The following is a 21,174-nucleotide window of genomic DNA, read 5'->3' as shown; positions in this document are numbered from 1 at the left end:
ATCTGGGATCATTTTTTTATACTGCGGCTATTTGTGTTTTATGTCAAATAATGATGTTTTGCTAATTATTAAATGACGATTACTTAACCAGCCTAATAAGATACAATATCCCCCAAAGTATATGGCTAAATCCACTGAGCGCAGCCAACACCCTTACAACTCGAAACTTGCAACATTGTGCATTCATCGCACCAATGTCCTAAATAATTCGAATTGTAGGTAGGCGACAAGAGAAGATATCTCTAGGAGCATACAAAAGTATGTGACTAGAGCAGTTGAGCGCAGCCAACACCCCTACAACTCGAAGTATGACGGACATTAAGATGTACGAATTTGATTTAATCTTATTACTCCTACAACAAATGTGCGTATACCTCGTGATCGCATGGGCACTGAGTAAAACCCCGCTGGTCATCCCCTTACTAAAAGTGACGATCCGCCTTCCCCATAAAGTCATGTGTTATCTGATTTTCTCCGTATTCTGCATTATGGGGACGTACTTTGGTCTGCATATCAATGATTCTATTGCCAATACTCGTGCCATTGGCTCTGTACTTGGAGGCTTATTAGGTGGACCTGCTGTCGGGGTTGCTGTTGGATTTACTGGGGGATTGCATCGTTATTCATTGGGCGGAATGACTGCCACCAGTTGCATGGTTTCAACGATTGCCGAGGGACTCATTGGTGGATTAGTTCATCGTTACTATATGAAACGTGGGGAAATTAATAAAATTTTTAACCCCGTGACCGCTAGCTGCGTCACCTTTGTCGCTGAAATTATTCAGATGCTGATTATTCTATTAATCGCCCGCCCTTTCGACGAAGCTTATGAATTAGTCAAAAATATTGCTGCTCCAATGATTATCGCCAATACCATTGGGGCCGCGATGTTTATTCGAATATTGCTGGATAGACGCGCCATCGTTGAGAAATACACTACGGCTTTCTCTGCTCAAGCCTTAAAGATTGCCCTTTGTACTGACGGAATTTTACGTAAAGGTTTCAATGTAGATAACAGTATGAAAGTGGCAAAAATTATCTATCAAGAGTTGGAAATTGGAGCTGTAGCAATCACTGATAGAGAGAAAATACTCGCCTTTATTGGCTTAGGTGCGGATCACCATATACCGGGCACACCTATATCCTCCGAACAATCACGGCGGGCGATTGATAATAATGAAGTCGTGTATGCTGATGGTAATGAAACCCCGTACAAATGTACCCTCAGTGCGTCTTGTAAACTCGGTTCTGCTCTGGTGATCCCGCTCCAAGGCGAAAACCAACAAGTGATCGGTACCATCAAACTTTATCAAGCCAAAAACAGCTTATTTAGCTCGATAAACCGCACTCTTGGAGAAGGAATTGCTAGCTTATTTTCAGCGCAGATCCTTGCTGGGCAATATGAACGTAATAAGCAATCCTTACTACAATCGGAAGTAAAATTACTTCATGCACAAGTGAATCCTCACTTTCTGTTTAATGTGCTCAATACTCTCCAAGCCGTAATCCGCAAAGATAGCCAACAGGCGGGACAATTGGTGCAATATATTTCAACTTTCTTCCGCAATAACCTAAAACGGCCAGAGCAAAATGCCACACTGGGAGAAGAAATTGAGCACATCAATGCCTATTTGCAAATTGAGAAAGCCCGTTTCCAAGAGAATTTACAAATTCATTTGGATATTCCAGATGAAGTCAGGCATGTGGAATTACCCGCATTCAGTCTACAACCGATAGTCGAAAACGCAATAAAACACGGTACCTCACAGTTATTAAGTACCGGATATATTACAATCCGTAGCTATATACGCTGCGAGCATGTCTACATTGAAATCGAAGATAATGCCGGTCTCTATCAGCCCAGAGCACAATCTGATGGCTTAGGCATGGGGCTAGTTGATAGACGTTTACGTCTTAAATATGGCGAAAAATATGGTATCAGTGTGGAGTGTGAACCAGAGAAGTTCACCCGAGTGAAATTACGTTTACCTTACACCACGGCAGAATAAATGGCTTTAATTCTATGAATGTATTAATCGTTGATGATGAACCCCTAGCGCGTGAAAATGTGCGCTGCTTACTTGAGGAACATGACGATATCGAAATTATTGGCGAATGCGCCAATGCTATCGAGGCGATCGGGCTTATCCACAAAAAAAAGCCTGATGTGGTATTTCTGGATATTCAAATGCCACGACTTACTGGGCTAGAAATGGTGCGTATGTTAGATCCTGAAATACGCCCGCATATTGTTTTTCTGACCGCATTTAATGAATTTGCAGTTCAAGCTTTCGAAGAACACGCTTTTGACTATTTACTCAAACCATTAGAATCAGAACGTTTCAATAAAACGTTAAACCGTCTACGCCAAGGCGCACAGAAACAAAATCTTGAGCTGCTCGATAATCACGAGCCATTGAAATTTATTCCTTGCACCGGACACAGCCGCATTTATCTCATGAAATTGGATGAGGTTCAGTATGTGACTTCGCGAATGAGCGGCGTCTATGTAAAGAGCATCCAAGGGCAAGAGAGCTTCACGGAATTAACATTACGCACATTAGAAATGCGCACGCCGTTAGTTCGCTGCCACCGACAATACCTAGTGAATATGACCCAGCTCAGTGAGATTTTATTTGGTGATAGTGGGCAAGCAGAGCTTGTGCTGGGTTCAGGGGACCATATTCCAGTCAGCCGTCGCTATTTGAAGCCATTGAAAGAAGAGCTAGGCTTGATTTAATGTTCAATCCATAGATATAAAAAAACCACCTAAGCGGTGGTTTTTATTAGATTTAATACTTAATTAAAAGTAATTATGCGTTGTGGCTGCTGCTACGACGACGAGGTGCTGCGTTGTTGCCATCTTGACGAGGTGCTGAACCAGTACGGTCACGATTTGCACCATCACGGTTAGCGCCACCATCACGGTTTGAAGAACCACGACGGTCTCCACCGCCACGACGACCATCACGCTCACCGCCACGATCATTACGACGACCTGCACCGAAACCACCTTCGCTACCGCCTTCACGACGTGGGCCACCACGACGTTCGCCACCGCCACGACGCTCAAATGGTTGAGCATCACCGATCAGTTGCATTTGCATTGGTTTGTTCAGTACACGCGCACGGCTTAAGTGAGTTAACACTTCGCTTGGCATGCCTTTTGGTAATTCAATCGTTGAGTGAGAACCAAACAACTTGATATTACCAATATAACGGCTGCTGATATCCGCTTCGTTAGCAATCGCACCAACGATGTGACGAACTTCAACACCATCATCGCGACCCACTTCGATACGGTATGTTTCCATATCACCAACATCACGACGTTCACGGCGAGCAGAGCTTTCACCACGCTCAGCGCGGTCAAAACCATTGCTGCTATTACGGTCACGGCGACGGTCATCACCACGACGATCGTCACGACGGTCATCACGGTCGTTGAATTCACGACGAGGACGGCGAGGTGCATCTGGTGGCAGGATCAGAGCGCGTTCACCCTGTGCCATTTTCAACAGTGCCGCTGCTAAAGTTTCCATATCAACATCTTCAGATGGAGATACTTTCGCCAACAGTGAACGGTATAGATCTAAATCGCTACTTTCTAATTGTTGCTGAACTTTCGCAGCAAATTGAGCCTGACGACGCTGGCTTAACAGCTCCGCATTTGGCAGGTCAACTTCAGGGATAGTCAGTTTCATCGTACGTTCAACGTTGCGCAGTAAACGACGCTCACGGTTCTCAACGAACAGTAAAGCACGACCCGCACGACCCGCACGACCAGTACGACCGATACGGTGAACATAAGATTCTGCATCCATTGGGATATCGTAGTTAACAACTAAGCTAATACGCTCAACGTCCAAACCACGAGCAGCAACGTCAGTAGCGATTAAAATGTCTAAACGACCATTTTTTAAGCGCTCTAATGTTTGCTCACGCAGTGCTTGGTTCATATCACCGTTTAATGCAGCACTGTTATAGCCACTACGCTCAAGTGCTTCAGCAACTTCTAAAGTTGCGTTTTTAGTACGTACGAAAATAATCGCCGCATCAAAATCTTCTGACTCTAAGAAACGAACTAACGCTTCATTTTTGCGCATTCCGCTAACAGTCCAGTAGCTTTGAGCGATATCTGGACGTGTAGTAATGCTCGACTGAATGCGGATCTCTTTAGGATCTTTCATAAAGCGACGAGTAATACGGCGGATTGGTTCTGGCATTGTTGCCGAGAACAGAGCAGTTTGGTGTTGTGCTGGAATCTGGCTCATGATGTTTTCAACATCATCAATGAAGCCCATACGCAGCATTTCATCAGCTTCGTCTAATACTAAGCCTTTCAATTTAGAAAGATCTAAAGTACCGCGCTTCAGGTGGTCAAGAAGACGACCCGGTGTACCCACAACAACTTGTGGACCTTGGCGTAATGCACGAAGTTGAACGTCATAACGCTGACCGCCGTATAAGGCAACCACGTTGACACGGTTCATGTGTTTAGAGAAATCGCTCAATGCTTCAGCAACTTGCACCGCTAACTCGCGTGTCGGTGCCAGTACTAAAATTTGTGGCGCTTTTAAATCTGGATCGATGTTATGCAGTAATGGCAAACCAAATGCAGCGGTTTTACCACTACCAGTTTGTGCCATACCTAATACATCATTACCATTCAGTAACAATGGGATACATTGTTGCTGAATTGGTGATGGTTTTTCATATCCCAGGTCGCTTAGTGCGTTCAAAATAGATGCTGATAAACCTAGATCAGCAAAAGACATTTCAGTCTCAGTCGTCATGTAAAGGTGCCTCATACTTAATGGCGGCCAGTTTACATAACGGTGAGAAAATCATTTCCGTCATTTTCATTAAAATGTGAACTGGCTCAAATTGTGTTATTAAACGAACAAATAGGCCGTCATCCATCAGGATGAAGGCTCAAGAATTAATAAAGAAATGTTCGTCAGCTATTGCTGGCCCGATTCTAATAGGTCGTCTTGTTCTTGGCCTAACAGCGCCAATTCCAACAATGCATAGCGGTGTTCAACAAAGCTGTGGGCGTTGTTTGCCACCGTCAGTTTGAATAACGCTGTTGCGCTATCCTTATCCCCCAGACTTAGGTAATGTTTACCTAAATAGAAGTTAGTTTCACTGAGATGCTCAGCGAGCGAAGTGTTATCCGTAGATGTCTCTTTCAAGCGCTCCATCAATGTCGTTTCATTGATGTTGCCAAGATAGAATTCTACGATATTCCAGCCCCATTGCCCTTTCTCCGCTTGGTCGTAACGGGCTGCAAGATTATCTTGCGCCATACGCGGGTCTATGTCTTTCTCGACGAGATAAAGCCACAGAGTTCGAAAGGGATCATTTGGATCTATCTGATAATACGCCAGCAGATCATCCTGCGCTAGTTTGTATCGTCCACCGTAATATAAAGAGATGCCACGATTCATCCGCGCGAAATTGTAAGTTGGATCAAGCTCTAAAACAGAATCAAACGCTTCATAGGCGGCATCATAGTTGCCAGCCTGCGTAAAGTATATCCCTAAAAAGTTAAAAATTTCAGGAATATCAGGACGTATGGACAACGCAGTTGAAAAATCATTCCGCGCCAACGCCCTTAAACCGAGACTATCATACAGTACTCCGCGCTCATATAAAAGCTGCGCGTACTCATCATCGGTTAAAGATCGGCTCGCAAGGATTTGTTCCATACGAGCCAATATCACTTCTTGTTGTAATGAAGGCTGCAAAGGTACTGCAAAAACCTCGTTTTTACGCCAATCTTTATTACTACATCCAATAATAATAAAAAAGATAAGCGCAGATAGCACACGAACTAAGGTGCGACTATCGAAAAAACGAAAACTTATACAGTTCTGCATACAACGCCCTTACATTACCACTGTTCAGCAAATTTAGGCTGATAGCGCCTAATATTATCAGGCGCTACACTTTAGGTCAGCTTATTCCGCTGAGTCTTGCTGAGCTGGAGCTTCTTCGCTCACAACTGCTTCTTTCATGCTTAGGCGAATACGGCCTTGACGGTCGATTTCTAACACCTTAACAGGAACTTCTTGACCCATTTGCAGATAATCTGTCACTTTCTCTACACGCTTATCAGCGATTTGAGAAATATGAACCAGACCTTCTTTACCACCACCGATGGCAACAAATGCGCCGAAGTCAACGATACGAGTGACTTTACCTGGGTAGATACGACCAACTTCGACTTCTGCTGTGATATCTTCAATGCGACGAATCGCTTCTTTCGCTTTCAGACCATCTGTTGCAGCAATCTTCACGGTACCGTCATCTTCGATTTCGATAGTTGTACCCGTTTCTTCCGTTAATGCACGGATAACCGAGCCGCCTTTACCAATGACATCTTTGATTTTGTCTGGGCTAATGCGGATGGTATAGATACGTGGAGCAAATTCAGAGATTTCTTCACGTGGACCATTAATTGCTTGTTCCATTGTGCCTAGGATGTGCAGACGCGCACCTTTAGCTTGGTTCAGAGCAACCTGCATGATTTCACGAGTGATACCTTCGATTTTGATATCCATTTGTAAAGCACTGATACCTTCACGGCTACCAGCAACTTTAAAGTCCATGTCACCTAAGTGATCTTCATCACCTAAGATATCAGACAGAACAACGAAATCGTTACCTTCTTTCACCAGACCCATCGCGATACCAGCAACAGCCGCTTTGATAGGTACACCAGCATCCATTAGAGCTAGTGACGCACCACAGACAGACGCCATTGATGATGAACCATTAGATTCAGTGATCTCAGACACTACACGAATAGTGTATGGGAAATCTGCGTGTGAAGGCATTACTGCTAATACGCCACGCTTAGCTAAGCGACCGTGACCGATTTCACGACGTTTAGGTGAACCCACCATGCCAGTTTCACCAACAGAGTATGGAGGGAAGTTGTAGTGGAATAAGAAGCGGTCAGTATATTCGCCCATTAATTGGTCGATAACTTGTGCATCACGCTCAGTACCTAACGTTGCTGTTACCAGCGCCTGTGTTTCACCACGAGTGAACAACGCAGAACCGTGGGTGCGTGGCAGAACACCAGTACGCACGTCTAACGCACGAACCATGTCTTTCTCACGACCATCGATACGTGGCTCACCACGGATAACACGGCTACGAACAACTTGTTTTTCTAAGTGAGCAAGAATGTCTGAAACTTCTGACAGATCAACGTTTTCATCTTCAGCAAGCAGAGCTGCTGTCACTTCTTCTTTGATCAGGTTAACTTGAGCATAACGCTCTTGTTTTTCAGTGATGCGGTAAGCGTCGCCCATACGGCTTTCAGCCAATGCAGCAATACGATCTTTCAGTGCTTGGTTAACTGGCTCTGGCTGCCAATCCCATTTTTCTTTACCGGCTTCTTTCACTAAATCATTAATGTTTTGAATAACAACTTGCTGTTGGTCGTGACCAAACACTACCGCACCCAGCATTTGCTCTTCACTTAATAATTCAGCTTCAGATTCAACCATTAAGACTGCGCTGTCAGTACCTGCAACAACTAAATCCAGACGGCTTGATTTTAATTCGTCTGCAGTTGGGTTCAGAACATATTGGTCATTGATATAACCAACACGTGCAGCACCAATAGGACCATTGAATGGAACGCCTGACAGAGCCAGTGCAGCAGAAGCACCGATCATCGCAACGATATCAGGGTTAACTTGTGGGTTAACTGAAACAACGGTTGCAATGATTTGGATTTCGTTCAGGAAACCTTCTGGGAACAGCGGACGTAGAGGACGGTCAATTAAGCGTGCAACTAAAGTTTCGCCTTCACCAGGACGGCCTTCACGACGGAAGAAACTGCCTGGGATGCGACCCGCTGCATAAGTACGCTCTTGATAGTTAACAGTTAAAGGAAAGAAATCTTGACCTTCTTTCACTTTTTTCTGTGCTACAGCAGTAACGAATACTGCAGTGTCATCCATATTAACCATCACAGCCGCAGTTGCTTGACGTGCGATCATGCCGGTTTCTAATGTAACGGTATGCTGGCCATACTGGAATTTACGAACAATAGGATTCAACAAAATATTACCCTTTTTGTAAGGCTACCAGAGATTCTCGAGTAGCATGGTTATTTTCTACTACAGCCTCGCGACTAATGAGAAAATTGATATTCTTGTCATCAATGTTCTCATTAGTCGCGCGAATCGGATGTAGTTTTAAGAGGTTTTAGCTAAAACAATCAATTATCGATAATAGCTTAACATTTAAGTTAAGTATAATTCGAGTATTACTTCAACTTTCGAAATAACTTTTAGCAGAAAAGGGGCCATTAGGCCCCTTTCCACTGAAACTGACAAGATTAACGACGCAGACCCAGACGCTCGATCAGCGCTGTGTAACGTGCGATATCTTTACCTTTCAAGTAAGCCTGTAAACGACGACGCTGAGCAACCATACGCAGCAGACCACGACGGCTGTGGTGATCTTTTTTGTGCTCTGAGAAGTGACCTTGCAGGTGGTTGATTTGAGCTGTCAGCAGAGCGATTTGAACTTCGCTTGAACCCGTGTCATTTTCACCGCGGCCGAATTCAGCAACGATCTTCGCTTTCGCTTCAGTACTTAGAGACATAGTAAACTCCAAATGAATTAATATAAGTGATGAGAGCCAATCTCTAATTTAGCATCTCAAGATTAAGCGCCGCTATTCTACGCTGCTTAAAGCAGCAAAGCAATAAGCGCCATTATGCGGGCTGCTCATTTTCTACAACCAAACGCTTTGGTGCGATACGTCCATCTTCACTCACCAGAGCAATACCAATAAACCGCTGCTCTGTACCACTAGTGACTCGGATCATTTCGCCTTGCGCAAGGCCTTGTACATTACCACATACAGGTTGACCCTGTTTAAAATATGCGGCGGTGTCTTCTGTGATATTCACAGCAGGAAAATGAACAACTGCGGTATCCATTGGCAATAACAGTGAATCCAAGAGTGCTTCAAAAGACCCTTCACCGGCATCCACTTTTGCCCGTAAAGCCGCTAATTGTTCCAAAGAGACCATTCGGTCATAAGGATAATTAGCCACTTGTACACGACGCAGATAAGTGACGTGAGCACCACATCCTAACATTTCACCTAAATCATCAATGATGGTTCGAATATACGTACCTTTCGAACAATGAATTTCCAGCTCTAATTCGTTGTTATCCCAACGAATAAACTGAAGCTCATACACAGTGATAGGACGGGCTTCTCGCTCTATTGTGATCCCTTTTCTTGCGTATTCATAAAGTGGCCGCCCTTGGTGTTTGAGTGCCGAATACATGGAAGGAATTTGTAGAGTATCACCACGAAAATGCTCTAAAGCATCATCAAGTTGCTTTGCTGTAAACTTAACTTCACGCTCACAGATAATTTCACCATGGGAGTCGGAAGTATCCGTACGCTGCCCAAGGCGTGCAATCACTCGATAACGTTTATCTGAGTCGAGTAAAAACTGTGAAAACTTTGTTGCTTCACCAAGACAGATTGGCAGCATCCCCGTCGCTAACGGGTCTAATGCACCAGTATGCCCTGCTTTGTTCGCGTTAAAGAAGCGCCGCACTTTTTGCAGCGCATCATTTGAAGAAATATCAGTAGGTTTATCCAGCAGCAATACGCCATCTATATCACGCCCGCTACGACGACGACCCATTATTTTTCCTCTTTATCATCTGTACCAGAACGACGTTCTTCGTCATTACGAATCACATTCGATACTAGGTTAGACATACGCATACCATCAACTAGCGAGCTATCATATTCAAAAGTCAGCTCAGGAATAATGCGTAAACGCATTGCTTTTCCGAGTAATGAACGAATAAAACCAGATGCTTCGTTTAATGCTTTAATACCTTCAGCTACCATTTCAGCTTCGCTCTTATCATCATTGGCGATGTTGAAAAAGGTGACGAAAACTTTACCGTATGCCAGATCCCGTGAAAGCTCGACACCAGACACGGTTGCCATGCCAATACGAGGATCTTTAATCTCACGCTGCAAAATAATCGCAATTTCTTTTTGCATTTCTTGAGCTACGCGTTGAGAACGACTGAATTCTTTTGCCATCGTTATATCTCCTGACAATAAAGGGGGCTATTGCCCCCTCACAAATACTTTTTTATAACCACGATGTCTCGTGGGTACTCACAAAATTAACCGTCGATTGAACGCTTAACTTCGATGATTTCAAAGACTTCGATCATATCGCCGACACGGACATCGTTGTAGTTCTTAACACCGATACCACATTCCATACCGTTACGAACTTCGCTCACGTCATCTTTGAAGCGACGCAGTGACTCCAACTCACCTTCGTAAATAACCACGTTATCACGTAAGACGCGGATTGGGTTATTACGTTTAATGGTACCTTCAGTAACCATACAACCAGCAACAGCACCAAATTTCGGTGATTTAAATACATCACGAACTTCTGCAAGACCAATGATTTGCTGTTTGTATTCAGGTGCCAACATACCACTCATTGCTTGTTTGATTTCATCAATCAGGCTATAGATTACTGAGTAGTAACGTAAATCGACGCTTTCACTTTCAATAACGCGACGTGCAGATGCATCAGCACGAACGTTAAAGCCAAGAATGATAGCATTCGATGCCGCAGCCAGAGTTGCATCAGTTTCAGTGATACCACCCACGCCTGAACCGATGATTTTAACTTTAACTTCATCAGTTGACAGTTTCATCAGAGACTCAGTGATAGCTTCACAAGTACCCTGAACGTCAGTTTTCAGAACGATATTCAGTTCAGAAACTTTACCTTCTTCCATGTTAGCAAACATGTTTTCCAGTTTAGATTTCTGCTGACGAGCTAATTTCACATCACGGAATTTGCCTTGACGATAGAGAGCAACTTCACGTGCTTTTTTCTCGTCACGAACAACTGTCGCTTCATCACCGGCAGAAGGAACGCTTGAAAGCCCTAAAATTTCAACTGGAATTGAAGGACCTGCAGATTGAACTTCTTTACCTAATTCGTTACGCATTGCACGAATACGGCCATATTCAAATCCACACAGAACGATGTCGCCTTTATTCAAGGTACCTTCTTGAACTAAGATTGTCGCAACTGGGCCACGACCTTTGTCCAGATAAGATTCAACAACAACTCCGCTTGCCATACCTGCATATACCGCTTTCAGTTCTAAAACTTCAGCTTGCAGCAAGATAGCATCTAACAGTTCATCGATACCGGTACCCACTTTTGCAGATACACCGATAAACTGCGTTTCACCGCCCCACTCTTCAGAAATAATACCGTACTGAGACAGCTCATTTCTAACGCGATCTGGGTCAGCTTCTGGTTTATCCATTTTGTTCACAGCAACAACAACTGGTACACCTGCAGCTTTCGCATGTTGGATCGCTTCAATTGTTTGTGGCATTACACCATCATCTGCAGCAACAACCAGAACAACGATATCCGTTGCCTGAGCACCACGTGCACGCATCGAAGTAAACGCGGCGTGACCTGGGGTGTCTAAGAAGGTGATCATACCCTTGTCAGTTTGGACGTGGTATGCACCGATGTGCTGAGTAATACCACCTGCTTCGCCTGATGCTACTTTCGTTGAACGAATGTAGTCCAGTAAAGAGGTTTTACCGTGGTCAACGTGACCCATGATGGTTACAACAGGAGCACGAGGTTCTTTCACCGCTGAGCCAGTGTCACGGTCATTCATCACCGCTTCTTCTAACTCGTTTTCGCGACGCAGAATAACTTTGTGTCCCATTTCTTCTGCTACTAACTGTGCAGTTTCTTGGTCAATCACTTGGTTAATGGTTGCCATCGCACCCATTTTCATCATCGTTTTGATGACTTGTGAGCCTTTAACCGCCATTTTGTTAGCCAGTTCGCCAACGGTAATGGTTTCGCCAATCACTACGTCACGGTTTACCGCAACAGCAGGTTTGGTGAAGCTTTGCTGTAAAGAACTACCTTTACGCTGCTTACCTTTAGAACGACCTGAACGACCCGCAGCACGCTCTTCTTCACGATCAGCTTTCTCAGACAGTTTATTGCCTTTTTTCTGACGTGGAGCTTTCGCTGTACGGTTACGTGAACGACGGCCTTCTTCTTTCTCATCACTTTCGTCTTCTGCTGCACGAGCATGAGTAGACGTTGTAGTGTGATAGTCGCTGTCTTCTTCAGTTTTAGTTTCAGCCGTCCATTTCTCACCGTTCTCTTCAGCCATTTTACGGGCTTCTTCAGCAACACGGCGAGCTTCCGCTTCAACTTTACGTTGAGTTTCTTCTTCGGCTTTACGTTTCAGCTCAGCTGCTTCAGCTTCACGACGCTGTTTTTCGGCATTACTTTCGTTAGTCTTGCCTGGTTTTTGATGATTTTCGCTTTGTTTCACTTTTTCTCTTTCCGCTGCTTCGCGCGTAGCTTTATCAGCTGCTTCACGTTTTGCTTTCTCTTCGGCTTCACGTTTAGCGTTTGCTTCCGCTTCACGTTTGGCAGCGTCTTCTGCTGCACGTTTTGCCAGTTCCTCAGCTTCGCGCTGTGCCTGCTCTTCCGCTTCACGCTGCGCCTGCTCTTCCGATTTCGCTTCTTCAGCGTCACGGTTCACATAAGTGCGTTTTTTGCGGACTTCAACATTTACCGATTTGCTTTTGCCACCGGTGACTGGAACACTCAGCGTACTACGAGTTTTACGCTGCAATGTTAATTTACTTGGCTGACCCGCTACTCCGCCTTGTTCACGGTTTAAGTGGTTCAGTAAAGCTTCTTTTTCAGACTGGTTAACAGAGTCATTCTCACCTTTAGTGATCCCTGCTTCAGCAAATTGCTGTACCAGGCGATCAACTGTGGTTTGAATTTCCGTTGCCAATGATTTTACAGTTTCTGTCATGCCGTTCCTTCCTGCTACAGTGTTTACGCATCGTTACCGAACCAGCAAATATTACGTGCGGCCATAATGAGTTCGCCTGCTTTCTCATTATTCAGACCTTCAATATCAATGAGGTCGTCGATGCCCTGCTCAGCAAGATCTTCCAGTGTACAGATTCCACGAGTAGCCAAATTATAGGCAAGAGTACGATCCATACCGTCAAGATTCAACAAATCTTCTGCTGGCTGATTATCACCTAGGCTCTCTTTTTGAGCCAATTCGATTGTGGTGAGGGCCGCTTTTGCTCTTTCACGTAGAACTTCAACGGTTTCTTCATCAAGACCGTCAATTTCCAGAAGCTCTTTAATTGGCACGTAAGCCAGTTCTTCTAACGTAGAGAAGCCTTCTTCAACCAATGTTGTGGCAAACTCTTCGTCAATATCAAGATGCTTGGTGAATGTTTCAATAGAAGCATGTGCTTCTGCCTGATGTTTTGCATTCAGCTCTTCCGCAGTCATGACATTCAGTTCCCACTTGTCATCACCACGATGTATTTTCAGTAACTGAGCTGCTAAGCGAACGTTTTGACCATTACGACCAATCGCTTGGGCTAAGTTGCTGCTTTCAACGGCAACATCCATTGTACAGTTGTCTTCATCAACAACGATAGATGCCACATCAGCCGGAGCCATAGCATTAATAACGAATTGAGCAGGGTTATCATCCCATAACACGATGTCAATTCTTTCACCGCCTAGTTCACTAGAAACGGCTTGAACCCTTGCACCACGCATACCAACGCAAGCACCAACTGGGTCGATACGTTTGTCGTTAGTTTTTACTGCGATTTTAGCGCGCGAGCCTGGATCACGAGCTGCAGCTTTGATCTCAATGATTTCTTCACCAATTTCTGGCACTTCAATGCGGAATAATTCAATCAGCATCTCTGGGCGAGAACGAGTGACAAAAAGCTGTGCACCGCGAGCTTCAGGTCGAACATCATACAGTACTCCGCGAATTCGGTCACCTGGACGGAAATTTTCGCGAGGTAACATATCTTCACGCAAGATAACCGCTTCTGCATTATTACCTAAATCTAAGGTGATATTTTCACGGTTAACTTTCTTCACTTGAGCAGTGATGATTTCACCTTGTTGCTCACGGAATTGATCAACTACCATCGCACGTTCGGCTTCACGAACTTTCTGTACGATAACTTGTTTAGCAGTTTGCGTTGTAATACGGTCAAAAACAACAGACTCAATCTGGTCTTCAACATATCCACCCAATTGCAGTTCAGGATCTTCGAACTGAGCTGCATCAAGAGTGATTTCACGTGTTGGCATTGTCACTTCATCAACAATTAACCAACGGCGGAAAGTGTCAAAATCACCTGATTTACGGTCGATCTCAACACGTACCTCAATTTCTTGCTCGTATTTCTTTTTGGTTGCTGTCGCTAGTGCAGTTTCCAGAGCCTCGAAGATTTTTTCACGAGGGAGGGATTTTTCGTTAGAAACCGCTTCAACAACAGCCAGAATTTCTTTGTTCATCCTAGTTGCCTCATTGAACTTTATTAAAAGTGGGGTACCAAGTTAGCTTTTTGGATGTTGCCGAGGGCGAACACCTCATCCTTACCATCTACAGTAACCGTAATCATTTCACCATCAACGGCTTTAATAATACCTTGCCATCTACGGCGGTTCTGCATAGCTATACGTAATGTCAGAGCCACCTCTTCACCCATAAAACGCTCGTAATGAGCGATCGTGAATAATGGACGCTCCATTCCCGGTGACGAAACTTCAAGGTTATAGATTACAGAAATCGGATCTTCGACATCCAATACTGCACTTACCTGATGGCTGACATCAGCACAATCATCAACAGTGATGCCTTCTTCACTATCAATGAAAATACGTAGTGTCGACGTGCGCCCACGAACGAATTCTAAGCCAACAAACTCAAAGCCTAGCGCTTCTACTGGTGCCGAAACCATCTCTGTTAATTTTTGCTCTAATGTGGACAAGCCCACCCCCAGACATAAAAAAAGGGCATATAGCCCAGTTAATTCGATTATCAAATAACAAAAAACCCCGATATCGGGGCTTTTGTAACTGGACCCATAACGCATGGGTTTACCATAATCCTAGTATACCTTGAAAATCTAGATAAATCGATGAGAAATTACGTTAACGATATCTAATAATGGACTGCAAGATATGTGAATAAGGAAATGGTTGCGGGAGCTGGATTTGAACCAACGACCTTCGGGTTATGAGCCCGACGAGCTACCAAGCTGCTCCATCCCGCGTTCGAAACGTGACTATTTTACACTGACTATTTGTTGTATACAAGTCGTCTAAAATAATGGTGCCGAGGACGGGACTTGAACCCGTACGCCCGTTTTGTAGGCACTACCACCTCAAGGTAGCGTGTATACCAATTTCACCACCTCGGCACTGAGGTGAGGTTACTAATTTACTCATCAATAACCTCAAATTTTTAACTTCTACTGCTTTACTACTGATGAGGACTAAATGCCTTAATCCGGAATCTTAAACACTTAACGAGGGATATCGCTCGTTGGTGTTGCTGGTGCTGCCGGAACGTCTGTTGGTTGCTCGACTTTTGCCGGTTCACTAATGTTTTCCCACTTACTACCTGTACCAGTGCCATATTTGTTGGCAGTCATATTGCCAAGCACTAAACTGATAATGAAAAACACAGCAGCCAAGATTCCAGTCATACGGGTCATGAAGTTACCTGAGCCCGATGAACCAAACAGTGTTGCAGAAGCGCCCGCACCGAATGATGCACCCATGTCAGCACCTTTACCTTGCTGTAACATCACCAGACCAATCAGGCTGATAGCCACTAGCAAAAAGATAATTAAGAGAGCTATATACATTTGAGTTACCTATTCAGTTACGGCGCATAGCCTATGCTATGACCCTTATACTGCACACCTACCCAATACTGAAAAATATAATTGCAGGATTGAGCAGGTGCGAATACTAACCAAAGCTGAGCTGACAAGCAAGTCTATTTTGCTTTCACGCGACCATTTGAAGAAAAAATCAACAAATTATCGAAATAATACTCAGCCATCTAATTATGTCGTCTTAACGTTTATTTTTATAAGCATTAAGAAAACCCATTTCAATGAATAAACTTAATTAACCCGCTGCTTTTACTGCATCAGCAATATGGTTAGCCATTTTAGTCACAGTCTCTTCATCTTCACCTTCGACCATCACACGGATAAGTGGTTCGGTACCCGATTTTCTGAGTAATACGCGACCTTTCCCAGCTAACTCTTTTTCTACTTGTTCATTTGCTGCAATGACCGCATCACTTTGTAGAGGATCATGCTTGCCTTTGAAACGTACGTTAACCAACACTTGTGGCAATAATTTCATCCCACTGCAGAGGTCATGTAAACTCATTTGGTTACGAACCATTGCACTAAGTACTTGCAGCCCAGCTACAATGCCGTCACCCGTAGTGGTTTTATCTAATAAAATAACGTGCCCTGAGTTTTCCGCTCCCATGCGCCAGCCTTTTTCTTGCAGTTTTTCCAGTACATACCGGTCACCGACTTTAGCTCGCTCAAAAGGAATACCCAGTTGTTTCAGTGCAATCTCCAAACCCATGTTACTCATCAAGGTGCCAATAACGCCACCTTTTAACTGGCCTTGGCGTAATGCTTCACGTGCAATGATATATAGGATTTGGTCACCGTCGACTTTGTTACCTTCGTGGTCAACCATGATGATTCTGTCGCCATCACCATCAAAAGCTAAGCCTACATCCGCTTTCTCTGCAATGACGCGCTCTTGCAGCATACGAACATCTGTTGCGCCACACTCTTCATTAATATTGATACCATTAGGATCGCAACCAATGGCGATAACTTCTGCACCTAATTCGCTAAATACATTGGGAGCAATGTGGTACGTTGCGCCATTTGCACAGTCTAGAACAACTTTAAGACTGTTCAGGCTCTGCTCATTTGGAAATGTGCCTTTACAGAATTCGATATAACGTCCTGCCGCGTCGACGATACGGTTTGCACGACCTAATTCAGCAGATTCAACACAAGTAATCGGTTTTTCCATCTCAGCTTCGATAGCTTCTTCAACTTCATCTGGCAACTTAGTTCCATCAATAGAGAAGAATTTGATCCCATTATCATAATATGGGTTATGAGAGGCAGAAATAACGATCCCCGCTTCGGCACGGAAAGTACGAGTGAGATATGCAACCGCAGGCGTTGGCATTGGACCAGTAAACGATGCAGATAATCCAGCAGCCGCTAAGCCAGCTTCTAAAGAAGACTCCAACATATAGCCAGAAATACGCGTATCTTTGCCGATAATAATTTTTCGTGAGCCATGACGTGCGAGGACTTTACCCGCAGCCCAGCCTAATTTTAAAACGAAATCAGGCGTGATCGGACTGTCGCCCACTTTGCCACGAATACCATCAGTACCAAAATATTTACGGTTACTCATACGCTAACTTTTCCTTTTCTGACAGAGTCATCTGAACCACTTGCATTGCCTGCACAGTTTCTTTCACATCATGAACACGAATAATCTGTGCTCCCTGCATTGCAGCAATAGTTGCACAAGCTAAACTGCCCGCAAGACGTTCTTGAGGTGGAACATTCAATAATTGTCCAATCATAGATTTGCGTGACAGACCTGCCAATAGCGGTAGTCCGAAATCATGAAACTGATCTAAATATGCTAATAATTGGTAATTATGCGACAGGTTCTTACCAAAACCAAAGCCTGGATCGATAATTATTTGCTGTTTATCAATTCCAGCATCTACACAGCGTTTAATTTCAATGGCTAAGTAGTCTTTGACTTCCTTGACGACATTCGCATAGTCAGGTGCATTCTGCATCGTTCTTGGCTGGCCTTTCATGTGCATAATACATACGGGTAACCCTGTATTGGCTGCAACCTCAAGCGCACCATCTTCATGCAATGAACGAATATCATTGATAATGTGCATTCCTGCTTTAGCGGCTTCATTCATGACTTGAGCTTTTGAGGTATCAACAGAAATCCACACATCAAAACGTTTAGCAATGGCCTCTACAATTGGAATAACTCGGTCTAATTCTTCGCTTACAGAAACTTCAGCCGCACCTGGACGTGTCGATTCACCGCCGATATCAATAATCGTTGCGCCTTCTTGAACCATTTTAGCAACATGATCGAGTGCATCGTGATAACGATTATGGGTGCCACCATCTGAAAATGAATCAGGAGTAACATTCAGAATCCCCATCACCTGAGGAGTAGATAAGTCAAGGAGATGACCTCGAGCTTTAATGTGCATGATTATTTTTCCTTAACGTAAAAAACCCCAGTAATCTGGGGTTTTCAATTAATCAACTTGTGACGATAGCTTATTGTGGCTTGCTATCGTTATTATCGGATGAATTATTTTCATCTGACTTATCAGTTGGTTGTTCAGGCTGAGGTTCTGTCGCCGCTGTTTCAGGTTTTGATGCGCTTGTTGCTGCACCAAATGAGCCGGTCACATTGTTAACTTTTTTATCCTCATCCCAACCTGCTGGCGCACGTACTGGACGGCGGTTCATCAGGTCATCAATCATTGGCATATCTATCGTTTCATATTTCAATAATGCATCTTTCATTGCATGCAGAATATCCATATTGTCGGTTAAGGTTTTATGTGCAACCTTATAACCACGGTCGATAATTGCTTTGATCTCTTCATCAATAATGCGTGCAGTTTCATCTGAATAAGTCGAGCTATGTCCTGAACGACCTAAGAATGCTGGGCCTTCTTCTTCAGAATATAACACTGGACCTAACTTGTCAGAGAAGCCCCACTGAGTCACCATTTTTCTAGCTGTGTTGGTGGCTTGCTGGATATCGCCTGATGCACCGGTAGAAATTTTGTCATAACCGTAAATCAGTTCTTCAGCAATACGACCACCATAGGTGCTTGCAATATTACCTTCTAACTTCTGACGGCTCGCACTAATTTGGTCACCTTCAGGTAAGTAGAACGTCACACCCAATGCACGACCACGAGGAATAATAGTCACTTTATGAACAGGGTCATGCTCTGGCATCAAGTAGCCCACAATCGCATGTCCAGCTTCATGATAAGCAGTCGATTCTTTCTGCTCTTCCGTCATCATTAAAGAACGGTGTTCAGCACCCAGCCAAACTTTATCTCGCGCTCTTTCGAATTCAGCCATGGAGACAACACGCTTATTTTCACGTGCCGCAAACAATGCTGCTTCGTTAACTAAGTTTGCTAACTCCGCACCAGAAAAACCTGGGGTTGCACGAGCAAGGATAGAGGTATCAACACCTGGGTCAATTGGAACACGACGCATATGAACTTTCAGAATCTGTTCACGGCCACGGACATCCGGTAGACCAACAACAACCTGACGGTCAAAACGACCTGGACGTAATAATGCTGGGTCAAGTACGTCAGCACGGTTAGTTGCAGCAATAACAATGATGCCTTCATTACCTTCGAAACCATCCATCTCAACCAGCATTTGGTTCAGTGTCTGTTCACGTTCATCGTGACCACCACCTAAACCAGCGCCACGTTGGCGACCAACAGCATCGATTTCATCAATAAAAATGATACAAGGCGCAGCTTTCTTTGCTTGTTCGAACATGTCACGAACACGCGAAGCACCAACCCCGACAAACATTTCCACGAAATCAGAACCGGAAATAGTAAAGAAAGGAACTTTAGCTTCACCAGCAATCGCTTTTGCCAGTAATGTTTTACCTGTACCCGGAGGTCCTACCATCAGGACGCCTTTAGGAATCTTACCACCGAGTTTTTGGAAACGAGCTGGTTCACGTAAGAATTCTACGATTTCACCCACTTCTTCTTTAGCTTCATCACAACCAGCAACGTCTGCAAATGTTGTTTTGATCTGATCTTCTGTCAGCATACGGGCTTTACTTTTGCCGAATGACATAGCCCCTTTGCCGCCGCCACCTTGCATTTGGCGCATAAAGAAAATCCAGACACCAATCAACAGAAGCATTGGGAACCAGGAAATGAAAATAGATGTCAGTAAGCTAGGTTCTTCTGGTGGTTCACCGACGACAGTTACATTCTTGTTTAACAAGGTGTCTAACAACTTCTCATCCTGCATAGGAAGATAAGTTGTATAGCGGCTATTATCCGCTTTTCTGACGTTCAATTCACGACCTGTGATACGAACTTCACGTACCTGATCCTGGGCTAACTCATTGATAAACGTTGAATAATCAACTCTGCGACTATTCGAATCGCTTGGGCCAAAACTCTGGAACAAGGACATCAGAACAACTGCGATGACTAACCAGAGAATTAGGTTTTTCGCCATGTCACTCAAGGGATTAACCTCACCTTACAACTGTGTTAACAAATAACGCTCAGGGTACTATAGTTTTAGTCCTGTCGCTACAATGTATACTTCACGCGATCGTGCCCGCGAAGATTCGGGTTTACGAACTTTAACTTTCGTAAATAGGGAGCGGATATCCCTGAGGTATTCATCAAAGCCTTCTCCCTGAAATACTTTAACAATAAAACTTCCCCCAGGAGCCAATACCGCACGGCACATATCCAATGCTAATTCAACCAGATACATAGAGCGAGGAATATCTACTTCAGGTGTTCCGCTCATATTTGGAGCCATGTCAGACATAACCACTTGTACTTTTTTATCCCCTACTCGCTCTAACAAAGCAGCAAGTACGGCTTCATCGCGAAAATCTCCTTGGAGGAAATCAACACCGACGATGGGATCCATTGGTAACAGGTCACAAGCAATAACACGACCATGATGACCTATTTGGCTGACAACATACTGCGACCAACCACCTGGGGCGGCCCCTAAATCAACAACGGTCATACCTGGTTTAAAAATCTTATCACCTTGCTGGATTTCATCCAGTTTAAACCATGCACGTGAGCGGAGCCCTTTTTTTTGTGCTTGCTGAACATATTTATCACTAAAATGTTCTTGCAACCAACGACTGGAGCTTGCCGAACGTTTTTTATTGGCCATTGCACTTTCCAACTATACTAATAGAAATACATTTCCCGACATTCTTCAAGTTACAAGGGATTAGCTTCATTTTTCCCCAAGCTACATAATTTACTATGTATTTCAGGATAGTTTACGTTGCCGCCTACTAGTAACCCGATGGACTTCGGGTAATCATTAGCTGCTTCTTTACCATCAAATAAGATATAATTGAT

General features: G+C 44.1%; 16 protein-coding genes and 2 tRNA genes. 2 read left to right on the top strand and 16 right to left on the bottom strand.

Annotated elements, in window-relative coordinates; translation table 11 throughout:
• Positions 1-323 precede the first annotated feature (323 nt).
• A complete protein-coding gene (locus tag PR761_RS10765; RefSeq protein ID WP_039854850.1) occupies positions 324-2,009 on the top strand; it encodes a sensor histidine kinase in 1,686 nt (561 codons plus the stop codon).
• A 14-nt stretch (positions 2,010-2,023) separates the two neighbouring features.
• Positions 2,024-2,740: a two-component system response regulator BtsR gene (btsR, locus tag PR761_RS10760; protein ID WP_006814497.1), complete on the top strand. Its 717-nt coding sequence runs from the start codon at positions 2,024-2,026 to the stop codon at positions 2,738-2,740.
• A 73-nt stretch (positions 2,741-2,813) separates the two neighbouring features.
• Here btsR and PR761_RS10755 read toward each other — a convergent pair whose 3' ends face one another.
• From PR761_RS10755 to rlmE, 16 genes are all read right to left on the bottom strand, one after another.
• A complete protein-coding gene (locus tag PR761_RS10755) occupies positions 2,814-4,796 on the bottom strand; it encodes a DEAD/DEAH family ATP-dependent RNA helicase (RefSeq protein ID WP_006814498.1) in 1,983 nt (660 codons plus the stop codon).
• A gap of 168 nt (positions 4,797-4,964) precedes the next feature.
• Entirely contained in the window at positions 4,965-5,882 is a 918-nt protein-coding gene (gene nlpI, locus PR761_RS10750) for a lipoprotein NlpI (RefSeq protein ID WP_006814500.1), read from the bottom strand.
• A gap of 81 nt (positions 5,883-5,963) precedes the next feature.
• A complete protein-coding gene (gene pnp / locus PR761_RS10745) occupies positions 5,964-8,084 on the bottom strand; it encodes a polyribonucleotide nucleotidyltransferase (RefSeq protein ID WP_039854852.1) in 2,121 nt (706 codons plus the stop codon).
• 278 nt (positions 8,085-8,362) lie between these two features.
• The gene (gene rpsO, locus PR761_RS10740; protein WP_006814502.1) at positions 8,363-8,632 is read right to left on the bottom strand and encodes a 30S ribosomal protein S15; all 270 of its coding nucleotides are present in this window, start codon (positions 8,630-8,632) and stop codon (positions 8,363-8,365) included.
• Between the two features lie 112 nt (positions 8,633-8,744).
• Entirely contained in the window at positions 8,745-9,698 is a 954-nt protein-coding gene (truB, locus tag PR761_RS10735; protein WP_126462320.1) for a tRNA pseudouridine(55) synthase TruB, read from the bottom strand.
• The gene (rbfA, locus tag PR761_RS10730) at positions 9,698-10,111 is read right to left on the bottom strand and encodes a 30S ribosome-binding factor RbfA (protein WP_006814504.1); all 414 of its coding nucleotides are present in this window, start codon (positions 10,109-10,111) and stop codon (positions 9,698-9,700) included. The genes truB and rbfA overlap by 1 nt, the downstream gene beginning before the upstream one ends.
• 86 nt (positions 10,112-10,197) lie before the next feature.
• On the bottom strand, positions 10,198-12,918 hold the full coding sequence (gene infB, locus PR761_RS10725; RefSeq protein WP_006814505.1) for a translation initiation factor IF-2: 2,721 nt from the start codon (positions 12,916-12,918) through the stop codon (positions 10,198-10,200).
• Between the two features lie 23 nt (positions 12,919-12,941).
• Complete coding sequence (nusA, locus tag PR761_RS10720; protein WP_006814506.1) at positions 12,942-14,450, bottom strand: transcription termination factor NusA; 1,509 nt, start codon at positions 14,448-14,450, stop codon at positions 12,942-12,944.
• Between the two features lie 23 nt (positions 14,451-14,473).
• Positions 14,474-14,926 carry a ribosome maturation factor RimP gene (gene rimP, locus PR761_RS10715; protein WP_039854991.1) on the bottom strand — a complete coding sequence of 151 codons (453 nt, stop codon included), beginning with the start codon at positions 14,924-14,926 and terminating at the stop codon, positions 14,474-14,476.
• Positions 14,927-15,134: 208 nt separating this feature from the next.
• Positions 15,135-15,211, bottom strand: a tRNA-Met gene (locus PR761_RS10710).
• A 57-nt stretch (positions 15,212-15,268) separates the two neighbouring features.
• Positions 15,269-15,358: transfer RNA gene (locus PR761_RS10705), tRNA-Leu, on the bottom strand.
• A 105-nt stretch (positions 15,359-15,463) separates the two neighbouring features.
• Positions 15,464-15,808, bottom strand: a complete 345-nt coding sequence (secG, locus tag PR761_RS10700; protein ID WP_006814508.1) for a preprotein translocase subunit SecG — start codon at positions 15,806-15,808, stop codon at positions 15,464-15,466.
• A gap of 268 nt (positions 15,809-16,076) precedes the next feature.
• Positions 16,077-17,414, bottom strand: coding sequence for a phosphoglucosamine mutase (gene glmM, locus PR761_RS10695; protein ID WP_006814510.1), 1,338 nt, complete (start codon positions 17,412-17,414; stop codon positions 16,077-16,079).
• Entirely contained in the window at positions 17,407-18,255 is an 849-nt protein-coding gene (gene folP / locus PR761_RS10690; RefSeq protein ID WP_006814512.1) for a dihydropteroate synthase, read from the bottom strand. Before folP ends, glmM begins: the two co-directional genes overlap by 8 nt.
• A gap of 70 nt (positions 18,256-18,325) precedes the next feature.
• Entirely contained in the window at positions 18,326-20,293 is a 1,968-nt protein-coding gene (gene ftsH, locus PR761_RS10685) for an ATP-dependent zinc metalloprotease FtsH (RefSeq protein ID WP_006814513.1), read from the bottom strand.
• Between the two features lie 57 nt (positions 20,294-20,350).
• On the bottom strand, positions 20,351-20,980 hold the full coding sequence (rlmE, locus tag PR761_RS10680; RefSeq protein ID WP_006814514.1) for a 23S rRNA (uridine(2552)-2'-O)-methyltransferase RlmE: 630 nt from the start codon (positions 20,978-20,980) through the stop codon (positions 20,351-20,353).
• Positions 20,981-21,174 lie beyond the last annotated feature (194 nt).

This window comes from Providencia sp. PROV210, assembly GCF_028479445.1.
Taxonomy (GTDB): domain Bacteria; phylum Pseudomonadota; class Gammaproteobacteria; order Enterobacterales; family Enterobacteriaceae; genus Providencia; species Providencia rustigianii.
The sequence above is the reverse complement of the archived record's forward strand: the minus strand, read 5'-3'. Positions and strand labels throughout refer to the sequence as shown.

Bases quoted from the DNA above. Each gene is read 5' to 3' on its own strand.
- secG (WP_006814508.1), bottom strand. From the start codon at position 15,808: ATGTATATAGCTCTCTTAATTATCTTTTTGCTAGTGGCTATCAGCCTG.
- PR761_RS10765 (WP_039854850.1), top strand. From the start codon at position 324: ATGTACGAATTTGATTTAATCTTATTACTCCTACAACAAATGTGCGTA.
- truB (WP_126462320.1), bottom strand. From the start codon at position 9,698: ATGGGTCGTCGTCGTAGCGGGCGTGATATAGATGGCGTATTGCTGCTG.
- btsR (WP_006814497.1), top strand. From the start codon at position 2,024: ATGAATGTATTAATCGTTGATGATGAACCCCTAGCGCGTGAAAATGTG.
- folP (WP_006814512.1), bottom strand. From the start codon at position 18,255: ATGCACATTAAAGCTCGAGGTCATCTCCTTGACTTATCTACTCCTCAG.
- infB (WP_006814505.1), bottom strand. From the start codon at position 12,918: ATGACAGAAACTGTAAAATCATTGGCAACGGAAATTCAAACCACAGTT.
- glmM (WP_006814510.1), bottom strand. From the start codon at position 17,414: ATGAGTAACCGTAAATATTTTGGTACTGATGGTATTCGTGGCAAAGTG.
- rlmE (WP_006814514.1), bottom strand. From the start codon at position 20,980: ATGGCCAATAAAAAACGTTCGGCAAGCTCCAGTCGTTGGTTGCAAGAA.
- PR761_RS10755 (WP_006814498.1), bottom strand. From the start codon at position 4,796: ATGACGACTGAGACTGAAATGTCTTTTGCTGATCTAGGTTTATCAGCA.
- rpsO (WP_006814502.1), bottom strand. From the start codon at position 8,632: ATGTCTCTAAGTACTGAAGCGAAAGCGAAGATCGTTGCTGAATTCGGC.
- nusA (WP_006814506.1), bottom strand. From the start codon at position 14,450: ATGAACAAAGAAATTCTGGCTGTTGTTGAAGCGGTTTCTAACGAAAAA.
- rbfA (WP_006814504.1), bottom strand. From the start codon at position 10,111: ATGGCAAAAGAATTCAGTCGTTCTCAACGCGTAGCTCAAGAAATGCAA.
- ftsH (WP_006814513.1), bottom strand. From the start codon at position 20,293: ATGGCGAAAAACCTAATTCTCTGGTTAGTCATCGCAGTTGTTCTGATG.
- nlpI (WP_006814500.1), bottom strand. From the start codon at position 5,882: ATGCAGAACTGTATAAGTTTTCGTTTTTTCGATAGTCGCACCTTAGTT.